Origin of the sequence: Microbulbifer sp. CAU 1566 (assembly GCF_023156515.1) — a bacterium.
Classification (GTDB): Bacteria; Pseudomonadota; Gammaproteobacteria; order Pseudomonadales; family Cellvibrionaceae; genus Microbulbifer.
Genome location: NZ_JALNMG010000009.1, coordinates 17,925 through 39,711, shown reverse-complemented (window position 1 = coordinate 39,711; position 21,787 = coordinate 17,925). Strand labels below are relative to the sequence as shown.

The following is a 21,787-nucleotide window of genomic DNA, read 5'->3' as shown; positions in this document are numbered from 1 at the left end:
GCGCGCGCTTACTGGGCGCCGAGGCGCTCCTCCAGATCCTTGATCTGCTGCTCCAGCTGCGCGAGCTTTTCCTCGGCGCGCGCCAGTTTGGCAGCCTGCAGATCAAATTCCCGCTGGCTGACCAGTGGCAGCTTGCCCATCGCGACTTCCAAAGCGTCGCGCAGGTCACTGCTGATTACTGCCCCCTGTTGTTGCAGCTCACTTAATAACTGTTGCAATTTATCCGCGGCCAAGCGCAATTCTCCACTAAAAAATTCGATTTCTGTAGCGGCAAATAGTACCGCAGCCGGTATTTGCCACCAAGGCGTAAAAGTCATGCTCCGTCTTGGTTCGCAGGCTCCATTCCCAATCATCCGGTGCCCGATTGCGGTGCGGGTTCCATTTTGGTGCGCACTATTTTTGCGCAGTGTTTGTGGGCGCCCGGTCAAAAAGGCCGTGAAAACCCCCGTATTTCGCGCTAACCCTTTGATTTTCCAATCTCTTTCAAAAGTTGGCACTAACTCTGCAAGTAGTGTGATGCGAATCGCCCTGGCAATGACGGCAGGGGATAGGTCTTCAGTGAAGTGCCTGGGCGAACGCGGCGAGTGCCGTGTCCCCGGCGAAGTCGGAGCCGCTTACAAAAATAAATGACGAGCATTTCACACAGAGATCTAGGAGAACCAAAAAGTGGGAATCAAATTGAATAATAAAATTGCCGCCGCTGTATCAGGAAGTTTACTGGCGATGGCGATCTCCAGCGCTGCTACTGCGGCAGATTCTGGTCCCAGCTTCAGTGCCAATGTAGGCGTCGTCAGCGACTACCGTTTCCGCGGTGTTTCCCAGACCGATAGCGGTCCTGCGATTCAGGGCGGTGTGGATCTGGATATGGGTAACGGCGTTTACCTGGGTACCTGGGCTTCCCAGGTTGACTTCAACTACGGCGCCGATGAAACCAAATTCGAGCAGGATTTCTACGGTGGCTATGCCGGTGAAACCGCCGGTGGTGTTGGCTACGACGTTGGCTACATCTACTACGCCTACCACGGCAGCGACCAGGATGAAGATTACCAGGAAGTGTACGGCAGCCTGAGCTTCGGCGATGCGTCTGTTGGCTTCGCATACTCTGACGACTACTGGTACCAGGCCGGTGAATTTTACTACCTGAATGCTGGTTACTCTTTCGCACTGCCGAACGATATCTCGCTCGACCTGAGCGCCGGCCTGAACCTGTTCGATGAAGAAATCTTCCTGAATGGATCGGATTCCTACATCGACTACTCAGTATCTGTCGGTAAAGAGTTCGGTGGCCTGGCCCTGAGCGCCTCCCTGGTGGGCACTGACGTCAGTGACGAAGAATGCTTCTTCACCGACTGGTGTGAGCCCACCGTACTCGCCGGCGCTTCTTACAGCTGGTAATAACCGGATAACTAACCGAGCCCGCTCCCAGAGTGGGCTTTATCGTAGGGGGAGACCATGAAACTGGTAACCGCAATCATCAAGCCTTTCAAGCTTGACGCAGTGCGCGACGCGCTGGCCGAAGCCGGTGTTAGTGGCATTACTGTTAGCGAAGTAAAAGGTTTTGGGCGGCAGAAAGGCCATACCGAGCTCTATCGTGGAGCGGAGTATGTAGTGGATTTTCTGCCCAAAACCATGTTGCAGATCGCCGTTGACGACAGCCAGGTAGACGCCGTGCTGGAAGCCATCGGTTCTGCGGCGCAGAGCGGCAAGATCGGCGACGGCAAGATCTTTGTTGCAAACCTTGAGCAGGCAATCCGCATTCGTACCGGTGAAACCGGCGCGGAAGCGATCTAAAAACAGAACAGATTGCTAAAACGATTCTTTGATCAATAAACAGAAAACTGCCGGGGCGACTCGGGAAAGTTTGGGTTAAACGGAGCGAAAAATGGAAAATCAAATTTTTCAGTTGCAGTACGCAATTGATACATTTTATTTCCTCGTGTGCGGTGCACTGGTCATGTGGATGGCAGCTGGCTTTGCCATGCTGGAAGCGGGCCTGGTGCGTTCCAAAAACACCACGGAAATTCTGACTAAAAACGTGGCGCTGTTTGCCATTGCCAGCATCATGTACCTGATCAGCGGTTACGCGATCATGTACGACGGTGGCTGGTTGCTGAACGGTATCGAGGCGTTTGACCTCGAAGGCGTTCTGGCGAGTTCCGCAGAGAACGGTTTCGATGGTGACTCCGTTTACTCCGGCGCTTCCGACTTCTTCTTCCAGGTGGTCTTCGTGGCAACTGCCATGTCCATCGTTTCCGGTGCTGTTGCCGAGCGCATGAAGCTGTGGAGCTTCCTGGTGTTCGCGGTAGTGATGACCGGCGTTATCTACCCGCTGGAAGGTTCCTGGACCTGGGGCGGTGCGGACGTATTCGGCATGTTCAACCTGGGCGACCTGGGCTTCTCCGACTTCGCCGGTTCCGGCATCGTGCACATGGCGGGTGCTGCCGCTGCTCTGGCGGGCGTACTGCTGCTGGGCGCGCGTAAAGGCAAATACGGCCCGAATGGCGAAATCTACGCCATCCCCGGTGCCAACCTGCCGCTGGCGACCCTGGGTACCTTCATCCTGTGGATGGGCTGGTTCGGCTTCAACGGCGGTTCCGTTCTGAAACTGGGCGATGCTGCCAATGCACACTCCGTCGCCATGGTGTTCCTGAACACCAACGCCGCTGCCGCTGGTGGTGCCGTTGCTGCGCTGATCACCGGTCGCATCCTGTTCGGCAAAGCTGACCTGACCATGCTGCTGAACGGCGCGCTGGCTGGCCTGGTGGCCATCACCGCTGAGCCCTCTACGCCGACTGCCCTGCAGGCAACCCTGTTTGGCGCCCTGGGTGGTGTACTGGTGGTCTTCTCCATCGTTGGCCTGGACAAACTGAAGATCGACGATCCCGTTGGCGCCATCTCCGTGCATGGTGTGGTTGGTCTGCTGGGCCTGCTGCTGGTACCGGTTACCAACGACGGTTCTTCCTTCAGCGGCCAGCTGATCGGCGCTGCCACCATCTTCGTATGGGTATTCGCCGCCTCCTTCGCAGTCTGGTTTGCCCTCAAGCTGATCACCGGTATTCGCGTCAGCGAAGAAGAAGAGCAGCAAGGTGTTGACTTGGTCGAGTGCGGAATGGAAGCTTATCCGGAATTTATGAGCAAATAAGGGCTCATAATATCGCCGCCGGGTTTTAGGACTTGTCCCTGGAACCGGCGGCAACAAGAATCTTCCGGCGCCGATTCAGTTCTGGGCCGGTGCCCGCAAGAAACATAATCAGGGGATAAGTCAATGAAATTGATTACGGCTGTCGTTAAGCCATTCAAACTGGACGACGTGCGCACCGCGCTGTCCGAAGTCGGCGTGCAGGGCATGACCGTGACCGAAGTCAAAGGCTTCGGTCGTCAGAAAGGTCACACCGAGCTGTACCGTGGCGCCGAATACGTGGTGGACTTTCTGCCCAAGGTGAAACTGGAACTGGCGGTGGACGACAGCATGGTCGATAGCGCCGTTGAAGCCATCACCAAGGCTGCCCAGACCGGTAAAATCGGTGACGGCAAAATCTTTATCACTGCGCTCGAAGAAGTCATCCGTATCCGCACCGGCGAAACCGGCAGCGAAGCGGTCTGATCAAAGAATCCGACACAGTGTTTTCAAAGCCCCGCTTGCGGGGCTTTTTTGTGCCCGTAAAAAATTTGTGCGGAGGTTTTTTGTTCGAATGGCATCGGAATGCTTTGGGCGACGTGATGGCGTTCAAAACCCTGGCGGGAAAAAAAGCATAACCAACAGCAATAAATTGGCCTAAAACCGGCTGAAAAAACTCTACCAAATACGGGAACCTTTTCTGGCAGGCTGCTTGGACACTGCCTATAAATATTTCGCCGCAGGAAAGTTTCTGCCCGGCGGAATTTATTTGCAGATTCTGTGTTGCCATTGCGGCAATGAAGGATCGCCCGAATAAATCGGCCGGGATTAAACGGCGTTTTCCGGGAGACGGTAGCGGCAGCAGGGGTATTCCCTCTGTAACAGGGGTATCAAGTTACAGGGTAAATCAACATGAAAGACGATCAGTCCAGCGCTCGAGCAAAAGACTCAGATGAGTTTAGCGAAGAGCGCACTATTACCTCCCGCCAGCGGGCCCGCAGTCAACTGAGTTCCGAGGTCGAGGCTTTCCTCGCCCAGGGTGGTGCCATCAACGAGATAGCACCGGAAGTCACTGCAGACCCACCACGCAAGCCGCAGCCGAAGTACGGTAGTCGGCCCATCTAGTGGACTGGACCAAGAGGTAAAACTGGATGTCGGCAGCCGCCGGCATGACGGCAATTGAAGCGTCCCCCGGTTCCGGCCGGGGTCCAGTTTCAAGCAATTTTGTTCAATTCCATTCCTGCCGACTCCTCCCGCCCCATCTGGCGCATTCCCCGCTCGCCGCTTTAGGCCATACCCGGTTACCGTATCAATCGTCGTCCGATGTCTGCGCGCGCGGGTGTGCCTGGTCGTAGACCCGGGACAGGTGCTGGAAATCCAGGTGGGTGTAGATCTGGGTGGTGCTGATGTCCGCGTGGCCCAGCAGCTCCTGCACTGCGCGCAGGTCGCTGCTGGATTCCAGCATATGGCTGGCGAAGGAGTGCCGCAGCATGTGCGGGTGCACCCGCTGGTCGGCGCCGCCGCTCCTGGCCCAGTGAGCCAGGCGCGCCTGAACCGCGCGATTGCTGAGGCGCTTGCCTTTGGCGGTGGTGAACACCGGGGCTACACCTTTGCTGTCTGCCTGCGCCGGGGGAGCCTGCAGGTGCCATGCGTGCAGCGCCTCACGGGCGTAGCGGCCTACGGGCAACAGGCGGGTTTTATCGCCTTTACCCGTGACCCGGACCTCGCCACTTTTCAGGTCCAGGTCTTGCCAGTTCAGGCCGGTCAACTCGGAAAGGCGCAGGCCACTGCTGTAGAAGAGTTCGAGGATGGCGCTGTCGCGCAGGCTCAGCAGTTCATTGGTATTTTCTGTCCCCGCTTCCCTGGGGCTTTCCACAAATTGCGCGGCGGCATCCACATCCAACAGTTTGGGCAGTTTCTTTTCCGCCTTGGGTGCGCGCAGGCCTTCCGCCACATTCGCCGGCAGCCAGCCCTCGCGCACGCAATAGCGCAGCAGGGTGCGCACTGCCGATAGCCAGCGCTGAAGACTTTTGGGGGAGAGGCCACCGCGGTGCAGTTGCGCCAGCCAGCTGCGCAGGCGCATTTGCTCCAGTTGGCGCAGGTCGTCGAGTTGCTCCTGGTCCGCCAACTGTTGCAGCTTTTCCAGATCGCGGCGATAGGCGCTCAAGGTATGGGCAGACAGGTTTTTGTGCTGCAGGTGCAGCAGAAAGGCGTCCGTTGCTGCGGTCAGCTGCACCGGGGATCAACTCCGCGCCAGCAGGTCCGGCAGCAGCCGCTCGAGGATTTCGCCGATATAGGACAGGAACAGGGTGTCCAGGCTGGAGCGGTAGTGATTGGGGTTGCTGGAACCCACTGCCAGAATACCCAGCTGGTTTGCCAGGGGCACGACTGCGGCGGAGGCGACGCGGTCTGCATCCTTGCCGAACAGGTAGGCGGTTTCGGTAGGGCGCAGGGTGCCGCAGACGGTGCGGCCGTTGCGCAGTATCGAGCCAATGGAGGTTTCCGCACTGCTGCGGGAGCTACTGCGCACATCGCCCAGATACTTGCCGGAACCTGGCAGGGGGCCGAACAGGGTGAGTGCGGTGACCTCGACCTTGAACTCCTGCTGGAAGCTGGTCAGCAGTGCCTTGCCGGCCTCGGCGACGGTGCGGGATTCCAGCAGTGCCAGTACCAGCCGGCGGCTGCTCAGGAACAGCTGGTCGTTGTCGCGGGCGTTTTGCAGCAGCTGGTCGAGGCGCTGGCGCATTTCGATATTGCGCTCGCGCAGCAGGTTGGTCTGGTGGGTCATCAGCGACACCGTCTTGCCGTTTTCCTTTGGCAGCTGGATGGTTTCCAGCAGCTCCATATTTTCGGCAAAGAAGGTGGGATTCTGGATCAGGTAGCGGGCCACCTGTCGCGCCAGCAGCTTTTTGTTGCGCTGGTTTTCACTGTCGGCGGCGACCTGTTTTTCCAGGTTGGCCTCGACGGTGCTGTCGATCAGGGTTGCGTCGCTGTGGTCGGTCATTGTCATTTCCACCGGCTGATCCCGTCGGCTGCTGCGGGCGATGCCCTGTGGTGGTATCGCTGAGCCCGGGAGTTTTTGTCAGAGCACTATCTGTCCGTGATATACCGCGGTTGCGGGTCCGGTCATGGTAACCGGCTCGCCGGGCCCCGGCCAGTGGATCGTCAGGGTGCCGCCGGGCAGGGTGATCTGCAGCTCTTCATCCACCAGGCCGCGCAGCCGTGCGGCCACCATGGCACCGCAGGCGCCGGTACCACAGGCGCGGGTTTCGCCGACGCCGCGCTCAAACACGCGCAGGCGGGCGGTCTTTCGGTCCTGGATCTGCAGAAAGCCCACATTCACTTTTTGCGGGAAGCGCGGGTGGCATTCGATGGCCGCTCCCAGGGAATCCACCGGGGCGGTATCCACATCTTCCACCAGCAGCACCGCGTGCGGGTTGCCCATGGACACAGCACCGATGGTGTAGGTCTCGCCGTCTACCTGCAAAGGGTAGGACTCGGCCTGAATATCGGCGTCGAACGGGACTTGTTGCGGCTCCAGTATCGGTGGGCCCATATCCACGCTCACCTGATCGCCGTCCTGGACTTTCAGCTCGAGAATGCCAGCGGCGGTTTCCACCAGGATGTTTTCCTTGCTGGTCAGGCGCCGCTCGCGCACGAAGCGGGCAAAACAGCGGGCGCCATTGCCGCAGTTTTCCACTTCGCTGCCATCGGAATTGTAAATGCGGTAGCGGAAATCCACGTCCGGATCCCGCGGCGCCTCTACCAGCAGCAGCTGGTCACAGCCGATACCGGTATGGCGGTCGGCGATCTGGCGCACTCGTTCGGGCGACAGTTTGACCCGCTGGGTGATGGCGTCGAGCATGACAAAGTCATTGCCGAGCCCGTGCATTTTGGTGAATTTCAGGCGCATTCCGTTTTTTCCACTCAATCCCTGGCCGGTACCGGGGATTCCCCGCGCACCAGATCCGCGAAGGTTTCGCGGGCCCGCACCAGATAGGTTTTGTCGCCGTCCACCAGCACCTCTGCGGCGCGGGTACGGGAGTTGTAGTTGGAACTCATGGTGAAACCGTAGGCGCCGGCAGACAGCATCGCCAGCAGTTGTCCTTGCTCCAGCGCCAGCGGGCGGTGCTTGCCGAGAAAGTCGCCGGTTTCACACACCGGGCCGACGATGTCCCAGCTCTCGGTTTCGCCATTGCTCGGGGTAACCGCAACGATATCCTGCCAGGCCTGGTACAGGGCCGGGCGCAGGTTGTCGTTCATGGCCGCGTCGACGATGGCAAAGTTGTGCTCTTCGGTGCGCTTGAGGAATTCCACCCGGGTCAGCAGGGCGCCGCCGTTGGCGGAAATCGAGCGGCCGGGTTCCAGCACCAGCGCCAGGTTGCGCCCGGCGAGCTTCTCTTTTACTGCGCCCAGGTAATCGCTCACTTCCGGCGGCTCTTCGCCGCGGTAGCGCACGCCCAGGCCGCCGCCCAGGTCCAGGTGCTTGAGCACAGTGCCGTCTTCGGCGAGCTGGTCGATCAGCAACAGCAGGCGATCCAGCGCATCCAGGAAAGGGGTGATTTCGGTCAACTGGGAGCCGATATGGCAGTCCACGCCCACGGCATTCAGGTTCGCCGAGGCCGCGACCTTGCGATACACCTCGGGGGCGCGCTCGATGGCAATACCGAATTTGTTTTCCTTGAGGCCGGTGGAAATATAGGGGTGGGTCTTGGCATCCACGTCCGGGTTTACCCGCAGGGAGACCGGCGCGATCACGCCCAGCTCCGCAGCCACCGCATCCAAGCGATCCAATTCCGCTTCCGATTCCACATTGAAGCAGTGAACCCCCAGCTGCAGCGCGCGGCGCATTTCATCGGCGGTTTTGCCGACGCCGGAGAACACCACCTTGGCCGGATCGCCGCCGGCCATCAGTACCCGCTCCAGCTCACCGGCGGACACAATGTCAAAACCCGCACCCAGCTGGGCCAGCACCGACAGTATCCCGAGGTTGCTGTTGGCCTTGACCGCATAACAGATGAGCCCGGGGTGCTCGCCAAGTGCGTCGGCATAGCTCTGGTACTGGCGCTCGAAGTGGGCGCGACTGTAGACGTAAGTGGGAGTGCCGAACTGCTCGGCGATCTGCTCGAGGTTTACGCCCTCGGCCCACAGGCTTCCCTGCTGGTAGTGGAATTCACTCATTTGGTTACTGCTTCTGCTTCCGTGTGTTGCTGAAGTTGCTGGTCGGTTTTCTGTTCGCTTTCGTCTTGCTCGCGCTGCTCCTGGCCGGCCTGGGTCGGATTCGTCGAGCCCTGCGGCTGCGCAACGGGGGCGCTGGTTGCGGGGCGCGCGGGGTCCTGGGGCAGGTAGAGCGGGCCCTTTTGTCCACAGGCGGTGACCAGCCCGGCAAAGGTGAGCAGAAGTGCCACGGAAATCAGTTGTGTGCGCATCGAAAATTCCTGCCGCAACGCGGGACGAGAAGACTGGAAAAGCCTGCTAGTATAGCGACCCCGGCCCTTGAGCAACACAGTAACAGAAGTAATCAGATTATGAGTCAGGCTGCCTATAACGCTGCGATTGAAGAAACCCTGATCGCCATCGAAGACGCACTGGATGAGTGTGAGGTGGATATGGATTACGAGCGCGCGGACGCGGTGCTGACGATTACCCTGGAAGACAACGGCACCCAGGTGATTCTGTCGCGCCAGAGCGCGGTGCAGGAGTTGTGGGTGGCGGCGCGCTCCGGGGGTTACCACCTGAGTTTCGACAATTCCGGTGATAAAGCGGGCTGGAAGTGCTCCACCACCGGCGAAGATCTGCCGACGCTACTGGATCGGGTACTGAGCGAGCAGCAGGGCAGTAACGTCAGTCTGGGGCTGTAAAGCCCCCTAGTTTTGATTCAGACGCTGCTGGTCGAACCGGGTCTTGGCGTAAGGCCCGATCACTTCAATATTTTCCACCCACAGGGCTCCGCGATAGTCCGCCGGCAGAAAATCCAGCTCTTCAGTTTTGTAGATGCCGTGAAAACCGCGTCCGCGCCCGGCGAAATCCAGCTCCATCACCATTGCGCCCGCATCGTCCATGCGCTGGATAAACCGGTCCGGCCAACCCCACAGTGCCCGGTGCCAGGTGTTTGGTACCACAACCGCGCCATTGCGGCAGGCTTGCGGCACATACCCGGACCACCCCAGAAACAGATAGCGGTAGCTGCAGTTTTTGACGCTCTCGCGGCTGAAGCTCCACACATCGGGGCGCAGCTCGCGCATTTTCGCCATCACTTTTTCGCTGCCGTAGACCAGTAGCGGTCCGTTTGTCGGCAACTGGCGCTGGCGCAGGTACCGGTGCAGTTGTACCGCCTCCTTGCGGCGGCCGCTTTTGATATTTACCAGAAATTTTTTGTCCGGGAATGTCCGGTACACCTCCTCCAGCGTCGGCATCAGGCCGACACCCTTGCCGCGGAAGGGAAACGTCTTGCCGCCGTCCGGGGTGTAGCCGTAGCCGATATCCAGGGTTTTGAGGTAGCTCATCGGGTGGTCGCGAGTGGTGCCTTTGCCTTCGGTGCGGCAGTCGAGGGTCCAGTCGTGGAATACGGCGAACTCGCCATCGGTGGTGGGGTGCACGTCAATCTCTACGATATCCGCTCCGGCGTCGAAGGCGGCGCTCATGGAGGCGATGGTGTTTTCCAGATATGCGTGTTCGGGCTGGAACACGCGGATGGCAGTACAGTCGTCACGGCCCAGGTCTTCGCGGTTGTAGGTCTGGTAGACGCCGCGGTGGGCAATCAGCGTCGGCTTGCCCGGGCGCTGTTCCGCGAGCCAGGAGGCGTTGGTTAGGTAGACGGCGATGAGGAGCGCGGTGATGCCGAGCAGCAGGTATTTGCGCATGGTTGGACTTTCCCTGTGATTGGTTCTTTTTATCGGGGGAAGTCTAGCGGGTCACAAAAGCTGGAAAGTGGCAGTGGTTGGGATGAATTCTGGCGAATAGTGGCAGCGGGCCTTGCGGCCCGCTGGTATGGCGTTAGCGCGATGCGATCAGTGCACGCGCGCGACCGCAAGCGGCGCGCACCTGGTTTGGCGCTGTGCCACCGATATGATCGCGGGCAGCGACAGAGCCTTCCAGGGTGAGCACGTCGAACACGTCATCGCCGATCACATCGGAAAACTTCTGCAACTCCGCCAGGCTCAGGTCGGCCAGGTCGCAATCCTTCTCGATCGCAAACGCCACGGACTGACCGACAATCTCGTGGGCATCGCGGAAGGCCACGCCCTTGCGCACCAGATAGTCCGCCAGGTCAGTGGCAGTGGAGAAGCCTTTGCCGGCCGCGGCGAGCATGTTCTCTTTCTTCGGCTTCAGCGCCGGTGCCATATCGGCAAAAGCGCGCAGGCAGTCGAGGGCAGTGTCGGCAGCGTCGAACAGCGGCTCTTTGTCTTCCTGGTTGTCCTTGTTGTAGGCCAGTGGCTGGCTCTTCATCAGGGTCAGCAGGGCGATCAGGTGACCGTTCACGCGGCCGGTCTTGCCGCGCACCAGTTCCGGCACGTCCGGGTTCTTCTTCTGCGGCATGATCGAGGAGCCGGTGCAGAAGCGATCCGGCAGATCGATAAAGTTGAACTGGCTGGAGGTCCAGAGCACCAGCTCTTCACTGGCGCGGGACAGGTGCGTCAGCAGCAGCGCAGCGAAAGCGCAGAATTCGATGGCGAAGTCGCGATCGCTGACAGAATCCAGCGAGTTCTCGGTGGGGGCATCGAAGCCCAGCAGCTCGGCGGTGCGCACGCGGTTGATCGGGTAGCTGGTACCGGCGAGGGCTGCCGCACCCAGCGGCGAGCGGTTGACGCGCTTGCGGCAGTCCATCAGGCGATCAAAGTCGCGGGTCAGCATTTCATTCCAGGCCAACAGGTGATGGCCGAAGGTGACCGGCTGTGCGCTCTGCAGGTGGGTGAAGCCGGGCATGATGGTGTCGGCTTCTTTTTCTGCCAGGTCCACCAGGCCGGTTTGCAGGCGGGTCAGCTCGCCGGCAATCAGGTCGATGCGGTTGCGCAGCCACAGGCGAATGTCGGTTGCGACCTGGTCGTTGCGCGAGCGGCCGGTGTGCAGTTTCTTGCCGGTGGCGCCGATGCGGTTGGTCAGGCGCGCCTCGATATTCATGTGCACGTCTTCGAGCTCTACCGACCAGGGGAATTCGCCGGCCTTGATCTCTTCGGCGATGTCTTTCAGGCCGCCCTCGATCTGCTTGAACTCGTCCGCGGTCAAAACCCCCACTTCCGACAGCATCTGCGCGTGGGCCAGGGAGCCCTGGATATCTTCCAGAGCCATGCGCTGGTCGAACATCACCGAGGCGGTAAAGCGCTCCACGAACGCATCGGTGGCTTCGCTGAAGCGGCCGCCCCACAGTTTTGCGGCGGGGTTCTGTGCATTGTTTGTGGCGGAGTTGTCGTTGCTCATGCTGCCTCTGGTGGAATCTGGGTTGGGATATGGAAGTCGATCCGGGATGGCGGTATCTTCTCTCTTCTAGAGCGGATCCAGAATAAAGATAAAGTGGTATGACATCTTCCCGGCCCGCGCAAGCGGCGGGCATTATAGCGCAGCAAATTCGCGAAATTGCCCCCGATGGCAAAGATTCTGCGCGCCTGCAGCCTGGTTTCCCGGGGGCTGATGCGCCGGCGGCGTTTCTGCCGGACCTGTGCAATGTGACCGGTGTTGCCGCCCTGGTCTTGATGGGCGAGCTGCTGGCGCTGGTGCTGGTGCTGACCTCCGATGGTCTCCATCCCCTCAACTGGCAGCGACTGGGGCTGGTATCCCTGACCATTCAATGGGCGATCCTGCCCTCTGCGGCCATTCTCTGCCGTTTGCGCCCGTATCTTGCGCGTTTGTCCCACCGTCAATCCCACAAAGTCGCGGCCGCGATAAGTTACGGCTGTGTGCTGGGGGTACTGGTGACGGTACTGGGAGTGCAGCACTGGTGGTTGGCGGATATGGCGGGCACCGCCATCGATTATTGGGCACTGCTGGCCAATCTGCTGGTCGGTGCCATCTGCGCCGGTGTGGTGCTGCGCTATGCCTATGTGCAGCAGCAACTGCACAACCAGCAGCAGGCCGAGCTGGGCGCGCGTATCGAGGCGTTGCAGTCGCGTATTCGCCCGCACTTTCTGTTCAACAGTATGAACAGCCTCGCCAGTCTGATTGCGATAGATGCAGAGCGCGCGGAAAAACTGGTGGAAGATCTCTGCGCTCTATTCCGCGCGTCACTGGCAGACTCAAAACTGGTGCCTGTGGAGCAGGAAATTGCGCTGGCCAGGCGTTATCTCGAAATTGAATCCCTGCGTTTGGGCGACCGCCTGCAACAACAGTGGCAAATCGAACCGCTGCCTGCGGGCGTCGAGTTGCCCTCGATGCTGCTGCAGCCGCTGCTGGAAAATGCCGTGCTGCACGGCGTTGCGCGCTTGCGTGCTGGCGGCACCATTCAAATTGCGCTTCGCACAAATGTCATTGGCAGAGAGCGTGGCGAACTGCTATTGTCGATTGAAAATCCTATTGCAGTATCTGAAGGGAAGGTTGGTAAAGAGAACGTTGAGACCGAAAACGTCACCGGCGTAAGTGCCGGCAACGGGATGGCGATGGACAATATTCGCCAGCGTCTCAGCGCGTATTACGGCAACGCTTTCCGCTTTCACGCGGAAGCCCGCGACGGTAGTTATCGCGTGGAGCTCTCCCTGCCGGTACGCCTGCCAACACCTTCGCCGACAGATAGAACCGGACAATTGCTGAAGCCAGCACAGGCACCAGAGCAGAAGCTACGAAAGACCGAGGAGGTCACCGGTGAGTGACTCCAGGCAGCAGCTCGGTGTGCTGATCGTCGATGACGAACCGCTGGCGCGGGCCAGACTGGCCCGACAGTTGCAGACTATTGATGGTTGCCAACTGCTGGGAGAAGCTGCCGATGGGGAAAGCGCATTACAACAGCTGGATCTACTCGACCCGGACCTGTTGTTATTGGATATCGAAATGCCCGGAGAAAACGGGCTCCAACTCGCCCAACACATTTCCGCCCGCCCGAACCCACCCGCCATCATATTCTGCACCGCCCACGACGAGTTTGCGCTCCCTGCCTTCGCGGTTGCTGCATCGGGTTACCTGCTCAAGCCCGTCAATGTGGAGCAACTGGCACAGGCGGTTGCCCAGGCGCGAAGACTGAGCAAACCGCAACTGAAAAACCAGCCACAGGCTGAAACCAAAACATCGGCTATCGCCGCCGGCCGCCGCCAGATCAGGGCGGTGAGCCGCCGCGGCGTGCAGTTGCTGGATGTGGAGGATATTCGCTGCCTGATCGCCGAAGACAAATACGTTATTGCCCACCACAGTGGCGGTGAAACACTGCTGGATGAATCGCTCAAGGAACTGGAAGCGGAATTCGGCGAGCGCTTTGTGCGGGTGCACCGCAGCGCGATTGTGGCGCGGGACTACATCACCGGCCTGCAGAAAGTGGACGATGGCTACCGGGTAACGCTCAGCGATTGTGCGCTGATGCCACCCGTCTCCCGACGCTTGCTGTCCGGTATCAAATCCCTGTTGTCGGAAATGGCCTGAGCCTGCCGCTAGCGCCTGCCGGCAATCCGGGTTTCCTGTACACGAATCTCTCGCCAGTGTAACGCCGGCGTCGTCAGTGGATTTTTATCCACAATCACCAGATCCGCGAATTTTCCCGCTTCCAGCGAACCTATGTCCTTTTCCATGCCCAGTTGCCAGGCAGCATTGATGGTCATGGCGCGCAGCGCCTGCAATGGCGTAATGGCTTCGTCGGCGCCGATCAGGGTGCCCGCGCGCGATTCGCGACGAATGGCGGTCTGCATCAGGCTGAAAGGCTCCGCCGGAAACATCGGGCTATCGGCGTGCAGTGTGGGGTGCATGCCGAGGTCGAATGCCGTTTTCAGCGGCAGTATTTTTTCGGCGCGCGCGGCTCCCAACAGCTCGTCTTGCAAGGCATCGCCGTAATAGTAGAGGTGATTGATATGGAAGCTGGGCGTAATGCCCAGCGCCGCAAACGCCGGTAGCAGTTCTTTACCCAGTAGCAATCCGTGTTCCAGACGATGGCGACGGGCGATAAAGGCCTGCCGATCCTCGACGGGTAAAGTTTCGATATGGTCACGCAGCATCTGCAGGTATTCCCGCGCGGCTCTATCCCCCTGCACATGACTGGCAATCTGCCAGCCGCGCCCGCTCAATTCTGAAATTTTTTGCTGTAATTCCTGCGGGGTTACCACCGGTTCGCCGTGGCTGCCGTGGGCAATTCCCAACTGTTGCGCCAGAGTACTGTCCTGGTATGGCTGCTCCACCACCATGCTGCCACTGTAGGGCGAGCCGTCGTACCAGAATTTTGCCCCGAGTACCCGGAAGGCGTCGCCGTCGGTTTGCGGTTGGCCATCGAGCTTGGCGAGGTTTTCCCCGCGGTAGTAAAAAAACTGGCGGATGCGCGGTTTCAGATGATCGCTGGCGGTCCACCTTGCCAGCCAGGCTGGGACATTGAATCCCAGTGAGGCGACGCTGGTATAGCCGGCCGCGCGCAGGTCATCGAGTTCCGCTTCATAGGCAGAAACGAGTTTCAGCGGGCTTTTGTGCGGTGCAATAAACGGCTCCAGCGCCTGCTTTTCTACCAACTGCCCATTGAGGCGTCCGCTGTCGTCGCGCCCATAGTAGGAGCCCTCACCGGGATCGGGGGATTGCTCGTCAATTTCCATTGCCGCCAGCGCCGCGGAATTGACCCAGGCGGTGTGCATGCTCTGGGCGAGAATAAACACTGGGTTTTCGGGGGCGAGTGTATCCAGCTGTTGCCGTGTCGGTGGCTGCAGCCCGGCGAGCAACACCGGATCCAGCCCCTTGGCGTAAACCCACTCGCCTTTAGGTGTCGCGTCTATGGATTGTTTCAGTGCCTGCCACGCAGCGTCTGCGGAGGCGTGGCGAAAGCCGCTCATGTCAATAAAGTTGCGGAATACGGCACTGATGGCCGGGTGCTCGTGGGCGGCAACAAATCCCGGCAGCAGGGTCTTGCCCTTGAGGTCGATGACTTCGGTGGTCGGGCCCGCCAGTGCCGCAAGATCCTGTCGTTTTCCAACCGCGACAATACGGCCATTTTTTGTGGCCAGGGCTTCTGCAATATCGTTTGCCGGGTTCAGGGTTATAACGGTGGTGTTGATAAAGATCTGGTCGGGATATTTATCGTCACAGCCGGCCAGTAGCGCTGCCAGGGCGATACCGCAAATGAAGGCAAGTTTCATAACTGGTTTCACGGCGACTTTCATGGCTGGTTTCACGGCTTTATAGCCCACCGGTGGTATCGATAAAGCTGCCGGTTGTGAAGGAGGCTTCGTCGCTGAGCAACCAGGCAATGGCCCCGGCCACCTCCTGCGGCTGGCCGCCACGGCCCAGCGGAATATTGGATTTGAGCCGATCGATGCGGGCGGGCTCGCCGCCGTCGCTGTGCATTTCTGTATCAATAAGTCCGGGGCGCACGCCATTTACACGGATGCCATCCTGCGCGACTTCTTTACTCAGCCCGATCGTGAGGGTGTCGACCGCGCCCTTGCTGGCGGCGTAGTCGATGTATTCATTGGGCGAGCCACTGCGGGCGGCACCGGATGAGACATTGACGATGGCACCGCCGTTGCCGCCGAATGTTGTCGACATGCGTTTGATCGCTTCGCGGCAGCAGAGCAGGGTGCCGGTGACATTGGTGTGCAGTACGCGGTTGATGCGCTCCGCGGTCATCTGCTCAACGCGGGATTGCTGCAGCAGCATGCCGGCATTGTTCACCAGTGCACTGATCGGGCCCAGTGCACTATCAACGGTGCCAAACAACCGCTCGACATCGGCTTCGCTGGAAATGTCGGCCTGTACCGCAATGGCGCGAATGTCGAACCTGGAGATTTCCTCCAGCAGCGCATCAGCAGCGGACTTTCGCGCGCGGTAACTGATGCACAGGTTGTAGCCGCGGGCGGCCAGTAATCGGGCAGTGGCGGCGCCGATGCCACGGCTGCCGCCGGTGATCAGTGCGATTTTTTCCTGGTCTTTCAATCGGGTACTTCCTGGATAAAAAAGGGCAGGGGCGTTACCGCACCTGCCCTGTAAATTTTCTGAGCCGGACGCTTAATAAATGCTCGGTGCACCACCGGAGTCGGTGTCGCTGGCGAGACTCAGTTCGTCGGCGGCACTGTTGAGGTACTCGGCGTCGGACTCGGACTTGAGCTTGATCATCAGGCGCAGGTCGTTGGCGGAGTCGGCATGGGCGAGGGCGTCTTCGTAGGTGATTTCGCCGCGGTCGTAGAGTTCGTACAGGGCCTGGTCGAAGGTCTGCATACCCTGCTCGACGGAGCGCTTCATCAGCTCCTTCATTTTGTGTACTTCGCCCTTGCGGATCAGGTCTGACATCAGCGGGGTGTTGATCATGATCTCGAGACAGGCGCGGCGGCCATCGCCGTCCGGGGTCGGTACCAGCTGCTGGGCGACCATGGCCTGCAGGTTAAGCGACAGGTCCATCCACAGTTGCTGGTGACGGTCAGCGGGGAAGAAGTGGATGATCCGGTCCAGCGCCTGGTTCGCGTTGTTGGCGTGCAGGGTACACAGGCACAGGTGGCCGGTTTCGGCGAAGGCGATGGCGTGGTCCATGGTTTCGCGAGAGCGGACCTCACCAATGAGGATGACGTCGGGGGCCTGTCGCAGAGTATTTTTCAGGGCGGTTTCGAAGGATTCGGTATCCAGGCCCACTTCGCGCTGGGTGACGATGCAGCCGCGGTGCTGGTGGATGAATTCGATGGGGTCTTCGATGGAGATGATGTGGCCCTTGGAGTGCTCATTGCGGTGGCCGATCATGGAGGCGAGCGAGGTGGATTTACCGGTACCGGTGGCGCCCACGAAGATGATCAGGCCGCGTTTGGTCATGGCCAGTTCTTTGAGCTGTTCTGGCAGTCCCAGTCCGTCGATGGTGGGGATTTTGGTTTCAATCCGACGCAGTACCATGCCGACGAGGTTGCGCTGGAAGAAGGCGGATACCCGGAAGCGGCCGACGTTGCGCACGGAGATGGCGAAGTTGAGTTCTTTGCTTTCGGCGAATTCTTTTTTCTGGCGGTCGTTCATGATGCTGACGACCATTTCCCGGGCTTTTTCCGGGGTCAGGGCGGAGGTGCTGACGGGGACAATTTTGCCGTGTAGTTTGATGGACGGCGGTACACCGGCGGTGATGAACAGGTCGGAGGCGCCTTTTTCGGTCACCAGTTGCAGGAGTCGTTCGATTTCCATTTTCTATTTACCGCCTTGTTTTTTATTGGGGGCCCCGGGAGCAATCTTAAGCTGGTCCGGTAGCGGCAAAGCACCGGGGATTCGTTTTCGAAACCGCTGTGAATACATCCCTGTACGCTGCGTCGGCGACGTCCATGTCGCCGACGCTTTCGAAAACGAATCCCCGGCACTTTGCCTTCAATTCAGATTTCTTTACTTCGTAAGCGCCGAATAGGACTTAGAAGTTTTCCGGCATTTTCGCTTTTTCGCGCGCAGTTTCGCGGCTGATGATGCGTTTCTCCACCAGTTCCTGCAGGCACTGGTCCATGGTCTGCATACCCACGTTGGCGCCGGTCTGGATGGCGGAGTACATCTGCGCGATTTTGTCTTCGCGGATGAGGTTCCGGATGGCCGGGGTGCCGCGCATGATTTCGTGGGCGGCGACACGGCCACCGCCATTGCGCTTGAGCAGGGTCTGGGAAATTACCGCCTGCAGGGATTCCGAGAGCATGGAGCGCACCATGGCTTTTTCCTGCGCCGGGAATACGTCGACAACCCGGTCGATGGTTTTGGCGGCGGAGGTGGTGTGCAGGGTGCCGAATACCAGGTGGCCGGTTTCCGCGGCGGTCAGTGCCAGGCGGATGGTTTCCAGGTCTCGCATCTCACCCACGAGGATGATGTCCGGGTCTTCACGCAGTGCGGAGCGCAGGGCTTCGGAGAAGCCGTGGGTGTCGCGGTGCACTTCCCGCTGGTTGACCAGGCACTTTTTGGATTCGTGTACGAATTCGATCGGGTCTTCGACGGTGAGGATATGCTCGTATTTGTTGTCGTTGATGTAGTCGATCATCGCGGCCAGCGAGGTGGATTTACCGGAGCCGGTGGGGCCGGTGACCAGTACCAGGCCGCGGGGAGTATCGGAGATCTGTTTGAACACCTGGCCCATTCCGAGATCTTCCATGGTCAGTACCTTGGAGGGAATGGTCCGGAATACGGCGCCGGCGCCGCGGTTGTGGTTGAAGGCGTTCACACGGAAGCGGGCGACACCGGGGACTTCGAAGGAGAAGTCGGTCTCGAGGAACTCTTCGTAGTCCTTGCGCTGCTTGTCGTTCATGATCTCGTAGATCAGGCCGTGCACCTGCTTGTGCTCCATGGGCGGCAGGTTGATACGGCGCACGTCGCCATCTACCCGGATCATGGGTGGCAGGCCCGCGGAGAGGTGCAAGTCGGAGGCGTTCTGCTTGGCACTGAAGGCGAGGAGTTCTGTAATGTCCATACTGCTACCCTTTATTCTTCTCTTACGAATGCTTGTCGATATGACGTGCGGGCTGTGAGCGCATAGAATGCCCGCCGAGCAAAATTTGGGTCCCAGTATATGCGCAAAGGGTCTATCCCCGAAAACCTCAATTCCGTTGCTGAGCGGATTGTCACAGCCTGCCGTAGTTGTGACCGGCAGGCCGATTCTGTCACCTTGCTGGCGGTGTCCAAAACCCGTCCGGCGGCGGACCTGCGGGCGGCTTATGCGGCCGGGCAGCGCCATTTTGGCGAGAATTACCTGCAGGAGGCGCTGGACAAGCAGGCGGAACTGACGGACTGCGACATCACCTGGCATTTCATCGGTCCGCTGCAATCCAACAAGACCCGCGATGTGGCGGCGCATTTCCACTGGATGCACACGGTGGAGCGGTTAAAAATTGCGCGCCGTCTGTCTGAGCAGCGGCCGGCGGATATGCCACCGCTGAATGTGTGCCTACAGGTCAATATCGACGGTGAAGACAGCAAGTCGGGGGTGACCCCGGAAAAACTGCCGGAACTGGCGGCCGCGGTGGCGGCGCTGCCCAATCTGCAGCTGCGCGGCTTGATGGCGATTCCCGCGCCCCGCGGGGCGGCGGACGACCAGCGTACACCGTTTATACAGCTGGCCGGTTTGCTGGAAGACCTCAAGGTACAGCTGCCGGATCAACCGCTGGATACGCTGTCGATGGGTATGTCCGGGGATATGGAGGCGGCGATTTTCAGCGGTGCCACCATTGTCCGGATCGGCACCGACATTTTTGGGCGGCGCGGCTGAGATTCAGCACAAGGTACTGATTGGCTGATCCCGGCCGCGCCCCAGGGGCGATATCCGGATTAGGTCACGGATTCAGTTCTGCGGATTGAATGGCATTGTCGGTGGGGGCTTTCCAGCTGGAGACAGGCTCCGCCAGCAGGTGCTCAGAGAAGAACAACGCGGTGGCCTGGGCGAAGATATCGCGGTTCTCTTTCTTGCGGTATCCGTGGCCTTCATTCAGCGCATTCATATACCAAACCGGTTGCTCGGTATCGCGCAGTGCCGCGACTATCTGCACCGCCTCACTGACGGGAACCCGCGGATCGTTCTCTCCCTGTGCAACAAAGATGGGTACGCGGATTTTTTCCACGTTGTTGCTGGGGCTTATCTTCTCCAGGAAGCTGCGCATTTCCGTGTCGCGCTCGTCCCCGTATTCCACCCGGCGCAGATCGCGGCGATAGTCGCGGGTGTTTTCCAGGAAGGTGACGAAGTTGGAGATGCCGACGATGTCCACCGCGGCGCGCAGTCGATCGCTGTAGTGCATGGCGCTTGCCAGCACCATGTAGCCACCGTAACTACCGCCGAACACCGCCACGCGATCGGCATCCAGGTCCGGTTGTGTCTCGATCCAGTCCAGCAAAGCGCCAATATCCCGCACCGAGTCTTCGCGCTTGAAGCCGTTATCCAGGGCTACATACGTCTTGCCATAGCCTGCTGAGCCGCGCACATTGGGGGCGATGACCGCGACGCCCAGCTTTTCCAGCCACAGCTGATAGGTGCTGCTGAAATAGGGGCGGTACTGGCCCTCGGGGCCGCCATGAATGGAGATCACCACCGGCACCTTTTCATTGCTCTTGCTCTTGCTCTTGCTCTTGCTCTTGCCCTTGGCATTGCGCGGGCGATAAACAAAGGCGGGAATCTGCCGCGGTTTACCGTCCACCTGATCGAAGGTGGGGTAGTGCACCAGCTGTGGCTCGACGAACTTGTCGGTATCCAGCCCGCCCACCTCGCTTGAGGTCCAGCGCACCAGGTCGCCGGCGCGCAGCGCGCTGCGGCGCAGGTCGAGCACAAAGGTGTCCGTGGGCGTTTTCGCGGTGTTGAGTGACAGCGCCAGGCGCTCGCCCTCGGCGTCGAATTCGAGGCCACCGATCACCCCGATGGGCAGCGAATCCACCTTGCGGTAACGCAGGCTGCGCGGGTCAAACAAATACAGCTGGCTGATACCGTCTTCGTTGACGCTGAATGCGCCGCGACGTTTGTCTGCGCTGAGGGCCAGGTTGGTAACATCCCAGGGGATGTCGGCGGTGACGACCTGATCTTCACCGCTGGCGAGATCGCGATAAAACAGCTGTGCAAACTCACCGTTGCGGTCGCTGACGTAAAAGACGCCCTTGCTGTCGGCGGCGAAGCCCATGGCATAGTTACGGGATTCGTTACGGGATTCGCTGTCGACGTCACCGGCGATGGACTGCAACTGGCCGCTCTGCAGGTCGAGCAGGTGTACCAGTGAACTGGTGGAAGAAATGTACTGCTGCACCAGCAGTTTGCGATTGTCCGCACTGAAGGCCGCAGGCCCCCACCAGCTACCGTCCGGTGATTCCAGCGCCAGAGTGCTGGTGTGGCCGCTGCCGGTGAAGTGGGTGATCCAGAGGTCGTTGGAGCGACCGTTGCGGCGGGTGCTCTGGTATGCCAGGAACTGGCCGTCTTCACTCCACACCAGTGCGCCGTTGCGGGACTCGCCGTCTGAAATCATACGGCTTTCGCCGCTGGCGGGGTCGAACAGGAATATCTGGGAGTCCTCACTGCCACCGGCATCCATGGTGAATGCCACATCGGAAAACGCCGGACGCGGGCTGACTTGCCCTACGGGTTCCTGGAAAAACGTCAGCTGGCGCCGCGCACCACCAGGTTGGTCCACCCGGTGCAACTGGTTTACCTCGCCAAAGCGGGTGGAAACGTAGAGTCCTTCCGCGCCTTCGACCCAGCCGACAAAACCGGCGGAGCGTACGCTCTGATAGCGGTTCAGGTCATCGGCGACGCGCGCCGGTATGGCCGGTATGTCTTCGAGAACCAGATTGCCGTTGTTGAGGGTGCGGCTCTCGACCGCGGCGAACGAGAGGCTTGTGGCGCCGGCGCTAATACCTATACCGAGTGCGAGCGCCAGCCAGTGGAGGGTGGTGCCTGGGGAACCTAGCTTCATGGGCTTTCCTTGTTATTCTTTGTGGCGCCCCCATGGTATGAGGCGGTGGCGGTACTGCCAAGCAATTGGCGGCCCGTGCCCGTGCATCGGGTTGATTGGCCGCCAAAAATTCGTCATATGCCCGCTGGAGTCTCTCATCCGGTGGAAAACTGGCGGATGAAACCCATGTTTCCCGATGAAA

22 protein-coding genes are annotated in these 21,787 nt (G+C 59.8%); 9 read left to right on the top strand and 13 right to left on the bottom strand.

The window, feature by feature from the left end; genetic code table 11:
- Positions 1 to 8: 8 nt before the first annotated feature.
- The gene (locus M0G74_RS17775; protein ID WP_248220088.1) at positions 9 to 233 is read right to left on the bottom strand and encodes an accessory factor UbiK family protein; all 225 of its coding nucleotides are present in this window, start codon (positions 231 to 233) and stop codon (positions 9 to 11) included.
- A 445-nt stretch (positions 234 to 678) separates the two neighbouring features.
- Here M0G74_RS17775 and M0G74_RS17770 point away from each other — a divergent pair, with 445 nt between their 5' ends.
- The 5 genes from M0G74_RS17770 to M0G74_RS17750 all read left to right on the top strand — a co-directional run bounded on the left by M0G74_RS17770 (position 679) and on the right by M0G74_RS17750 (position 4,243).
- Positions 679 to 1,395, top strand: coding sequence for a TorF family putative porin (locus M0G74_RS17770; RefSeq protein ID WP_248220086.1), 717 nt, complete (start codon positions 679 to 681; stop codon positions 1,393 to 1,395).
- 57 nt (positions 1,396 to 1,452) lie between these two features.
- Positions 1,453 to 1,791, top strand: a complete 339-nt coding sequence (locus tag M0G74_RS17765; protein ID WP_160151747.1) for a P-II family nitrogen regulator — start codon at positions 1,453 to 1,455, stop codon at positions 1,789 to 1,791.
- A gap of 91 nt (positions 1,792 to 1,882) precedes the next feature.
- A complete protein-coding gene (locus tag M0G74_RS17760) occupies positions 1,883 to 3,142 on the top strand; it encodes an ammonium transporter (protein ID WP_248220084.1) in 1,260 nt (419 codons plus the stop codon).
- A gap of 123 nt (positions 3,143 to 3,265) precedes the next feature.
- Positions 3,266 to 3,604, top strand: coding sequence for a P-II family nitrogen regulator (locus M0G74_RS17755; RefSeq protein WP_043319767.1), 339 nt, complete (start codon positions 3,266 to 3,268; stop codon positions 3,602 to 3,604).
- A gap of 426 nt (positions 3,605 to 4,030) precedes the next feature.
- Positions 4,031 to 4,243 carry a hypothetical protein gene (locus M0G74_RS17750; RefSeq protein ID WP_160151745.1) on the top strand — a complete coding sequence of 71 codons (213 nt, stop codon included), beginning with the start codon at positions 4,031 to 4,033 and terminating at the stop codon, positions 4,241 to 4,243.
- Positions 4,244 to 4,427: 184 nt separating this feature from the next.
- Here the strand turns inward: M0G74_RS17750 and xerC are convergent, their stop codons facing one another.
- The 5 genes from xerC to M0G74_RS17725 form a co-directional block, all read right to left on the bottom strand.
- The gene (gene xerC / locus M0G74_RS17745; protein WP_282450331.1) at positions 4,428 to 5,348 is read right to left on the bottom strand and encodes a tyrosine recombinase XerC; all 921 of its coding nucleotides are present in this window, start codon (positions 5,346 to 5,348) and stop codon (positions 4,428 to 4,430) included.
- A 12-nt stretch (positions 5,349 to 5,360) separates the two neighbouring features.
- Entirely contained in the window at positions 5,361 to 6,122 is a 762-nt protein-coding gene (locus M0G74_RS17740) for a DUF484 family protein (protein WP_160151743.1), read from the bottom strand.
- 78 nt (positions 6,123 to 6,200) lie between these two features.
- Positions 6,201 to 7,031 (bottom strand): diaminopimelate epimerase, encoded by an 831-nt coding sequence (gene dapF / locus M0G74_RS17735; RefSeq protein WP_248220081.1) that lies wholly within the window; start codon positions 7,029 to 7,031, stop codon positions 6,201 to 6,203.
- A 14-nt stretch (positions 7,032 to 7,045) separates the two neighbouring features.
- A complete protein-coding gene (gene lysA / locus M0G74_RS17730) occupies positions 7,046 to 8,299 on the bottom strand; it encodes a diaminopimelate decarboxylase (RefSeq protein WP_160151741.1) in 1,254 nt (417 codons plus the stop codon).
- A complete protein-coding gene (locus tag M0G74_RS17725; RefSeq protein ID WP_248220079.1) occupies positions 8,296 to 8,547 on the bottom strand; it encodes a lipoprotein in 252 nt (83 codons plus the stop codon). The genes lysA and M0G74_RS17725 overlap by 4 nt, the downstream gene beginning before the upstream one ends.
- A 99-nt stretch (positions 8,548 to 8,646) precedes the next feature.
- On the opposite strand from M0G74_RS17725, the gene cyaY reads away from it, so the two are divergent.
- Positions 8,647 to 8,979 carry an iron donor protein CyaY gene (gene cyaY, locus M0G74_RS17720; RefSeq protein WP_160151739.1) on the top strand — a complete coding sequence of 111 codons (333 nt, stop codon included), beginning with the start codon at positions 8,647 to 8,649 and terminating at the stop codon, positions 8,977 to 8,979.
- 6 nt (positions 8,980 to 8,985) lie between these two features.
- Here cyaY and M0G74_RS17715 read toward each other — a convergent pair whose 3' ends face one another.
- Positions 8,986 to 9,981, bottom strand: a complete 996-nt coding sequence (locus M0G74_RS17715) for a glycerophosphodiester phosphodiesterase family protein (RefSeq protein WP_248220077.1) — start codon at positions 9,979 to 9,981, stop codon at positions 8,986 to 8,988.
- A gap of 133 nt (positions 9,982 to 10,114) precedes the next feature.
- The gene (gene argH, locus M0G74_RS17710) at positions 10,115 to 11,536 is read right to left on the bottom strand and encodes an argininosuccinate lyase (protein WP_248220076.1); all 1,422 of its coding nucleotides are present in this window, start codon (positions 11,534 to 11,536) and stop codon (positions 10,115 to 10,117) included.
- A 98-nt stretch (positions 11,537 to 11,634) separates the two neighbouring features.
- Between argH and M0G74_RS17705 the strand changes: the two genes are divergently transcribed.
- Together M0G74_RS17705 and M0G74_RS17700 are read left to right on the top strand one after the other, a co-directional pair.
- Complete coding sequence (locus M0G74_RS17705) at positions 11,635 to 12,918, top strand: histidine kinase (RefSeq protein ID WP_248220073.1); 1,284 nt, start codon at positions 11,635 to 11,637, stop codon at positions 12,916 to 12,918.
- Complete coding sequence (locus tag M0G74_RS17700; protein WP_248220070.1) at positions 12,911 to 13,678, top strand: LytTR family DNA-binding domain-containing protein; 768 nt, start codon at positions 12,911 to 12,913, stop codon at positions 13,676 to 13,678. The genes M0G74_RS17705 and M0G74_RS17700 overlap by 8 nt, the downstream gene beginning before the upstream one ends.
- Before the next feature lie 8 nt (positions 13,679 to 13,686).
- Here the strand turns inward: M0G74_RS17700 and M0G74_RS17695 are convergent, their stop codons facing one another.
- The 4 genes from M0G74_RS17695 to M0G74_RS17680 form a co-directional block, all read right to left on the bottom strand.
- Positions 13,687 to 15,363 (bottom strand): amidohydrolase, encoded by a 1,677-nt coding sequence (locus M0G74_RS17695; protein WP_248220068.1) that lies wholly within the window; start codon positions 15,361 to 15,363, stop codon positions 13,687 to 13,689.
- Between the two features lie 40 nt (positions 15,364 to 15,403).
- Complete coding sequence (locus tag M0G74_RS17690) at positions 15,404 to 16,159, bottom strand: SDR family oxidoreductase (protein ID WP_248220067.1); 756 nt, start codon at positions 16,157 to 16,159, stop codon at positions 15,404 to 15,406.
- A 72-nt stretch (positions 16,160 to 16,231) separates the two neighbouring features.
- Positions 16,232 to 17,380, bottom strand: a complete 1,149-nt coding sequence (locus M0G74_RS17685) for a PilT/PilU family type 4a pilus ATPase (RefSeq protein WP_160151732.1) — start codon at positions 17,378 to 17,380, stop codon at positions 16,232 to 16,234.
- Between the two features lie 217 nt (positions 17,381 to 17,597).
- The gene (locus M0G74_RS17680) at positions 17,598 to 18,632 is read right to left on the bottom strand and encodes a type IV pilus twitching motility protein PilT (RefSeq protein ID WP_160151731.1); all 1,035 of its coding nucleotides are present in this window, start codon (positions 18,630 to 18,632) and stop codon (positions 17,598 to 17,600) included.
- 99 nt (positions 18,633 to 18,731) lie between these two features.
- On the opposite strand from M0G74_RS17680, the gene M0G74_RS17675 reads away from it, so the two are divergent.
- A complete protein-coding gene (locus M0G74_RS17675) occupies positions 18,732 to 19,427 on the top strand; it encodes a YggS family pyridoxal phosphate-dependent enzyme (RefSeq protein ID WP_248220065.1) in 696 nt (231 codons plus the stop codon).
- Positions 19,428 to 19,491: 64 nt separating this feature from the next.
- Here M0G74_RS17675 and M0G74_RS17670 read toward each other — a convergent pair whose 3' ends face one another.
- A complete protein-coding gene (locus M0G74_RS17670) occupies positions 19,492 to 21,606 on the bottom strand; it encodes an alpha/beta fold hydrolase (protein ID WP_248220064.1) in 2,115 nt (704 codons plus the stop codon).
- Between the last annotated feature and the right edge of the window lie 181 nt (positions 21,607 to 21,787).

Coding starts and splice junctions, on each gene's coding strand:
- M0G74_RS17765 (WP_160151747.1), top strand. CDS start 1,453: ATGAAACTGGTAACCGCAATCATCAAGCCTTTCAAGCTTGACGCAGTG.
- M0G74_RS17760 (WP_248220084.1), top strand. CDS start 1,883: ATGGAAAATCAAATTTTTCAGTTGCAGTACGCAATTGATACATTTTAT.
- M0G74_RS17755 (WP_043319767.1), top strand. CDS start 3,266: ATGAAATTGATTACGGCTGTCGTTAAGCCATTCAAACTGGACGACGTG.
- M0G74_RS17750 (WP_160151745.1), top strand. CDS start 4,031: ATGAAAGACGATCAGTCCAGCGCTCGAGCAAAAGACTCAGATGAGTTT.
- M0G74_RS17740 (WP_160151743.1), bottom strand. CDS start 6,122: ATGACCGACCACAGCGACGCAACCCTGATCGACAGCACCGTCGAGGCC.
- dapF (WP_248220081.1), bottom strand. CDS start 7,031: ATGCGCCTGAAATTCACCAAAATGCACGGGCTCGGCAATGACTTTGTC.
- lysA (WP_160151741.1), bottom strand. CDS start 8,299: ATGAGTGAATTCCACTACCAGCAGGGAAGCCTGTGGGCCGAGGGCGTA.
- M0G74_RS17725 (WP_248220079.1), bottom strand. CDS start 8,547: ATGCGCACACAACTGATTTCCGTGGCACTTCTGCTCACCTTTGCCGGG.
- cyaY (WP_160151739.1), top strand. CDS start 8,647: ATGAGTCAGGCTGCCTATAACGCTGCGATTGAAGAAACCCTGATCGCC.
- M0G74_RS17715 (WP_248220077.1), bottom strand. CDS start 9,981: ATGCGCAAATACCTGCTGCTCGGCATCACCGCGCTCCTCATCGCCGTC.
- argH (WP_248220076.1), bottom strand. CDS start 11,536: ATGAGCAACGACAACTCCGCCACAAACAATGCACAGAACCCCGCCGCA.
- M0G74_RS17705 (WP_248220073.1), top strand. CDS start 11,635: ATGACATCTTCCCGGCCCGCGCAAGCGGCGGGCATTATAGCGCAGCAA.
- M0G74_RS17695 (WP_248220068.1), bottom strand. CDS start 15,363: ATGAAACTTGCCTTCATTTGCGGTATCGCCCTGGCAGCGCTACTGGCC.
- M0G74_RS17685 (WP_160151732.1), bottom strand. CDS start 17,380: ATGGAAATCGAACGACTCCTGCAACTGGTGACCGAAAAAGGCGCCTCC.
- M0G74_RS17680 (WP_160151731.1), bottom strand. CDS start 18,632: ATGGACATTACAGAACTCCTCGCCTTCAGTGCCAAGCAGAACGCCTCC.
- M0G74_RS17675 (WP_248220065.1), top strand. CDS start 18,732: ATGCGCAAAGGGTCTATCCCCGAAAACCTCAATTCCGTTGCTGAGCGG.
- M0G74_RS17670 (WP_248220064.1), bottom strand. CDS start 21,606: ATGAAGCTAGGTTCCCCAGGCACCACCCTCCACTGGCTGGCGCTCGCA.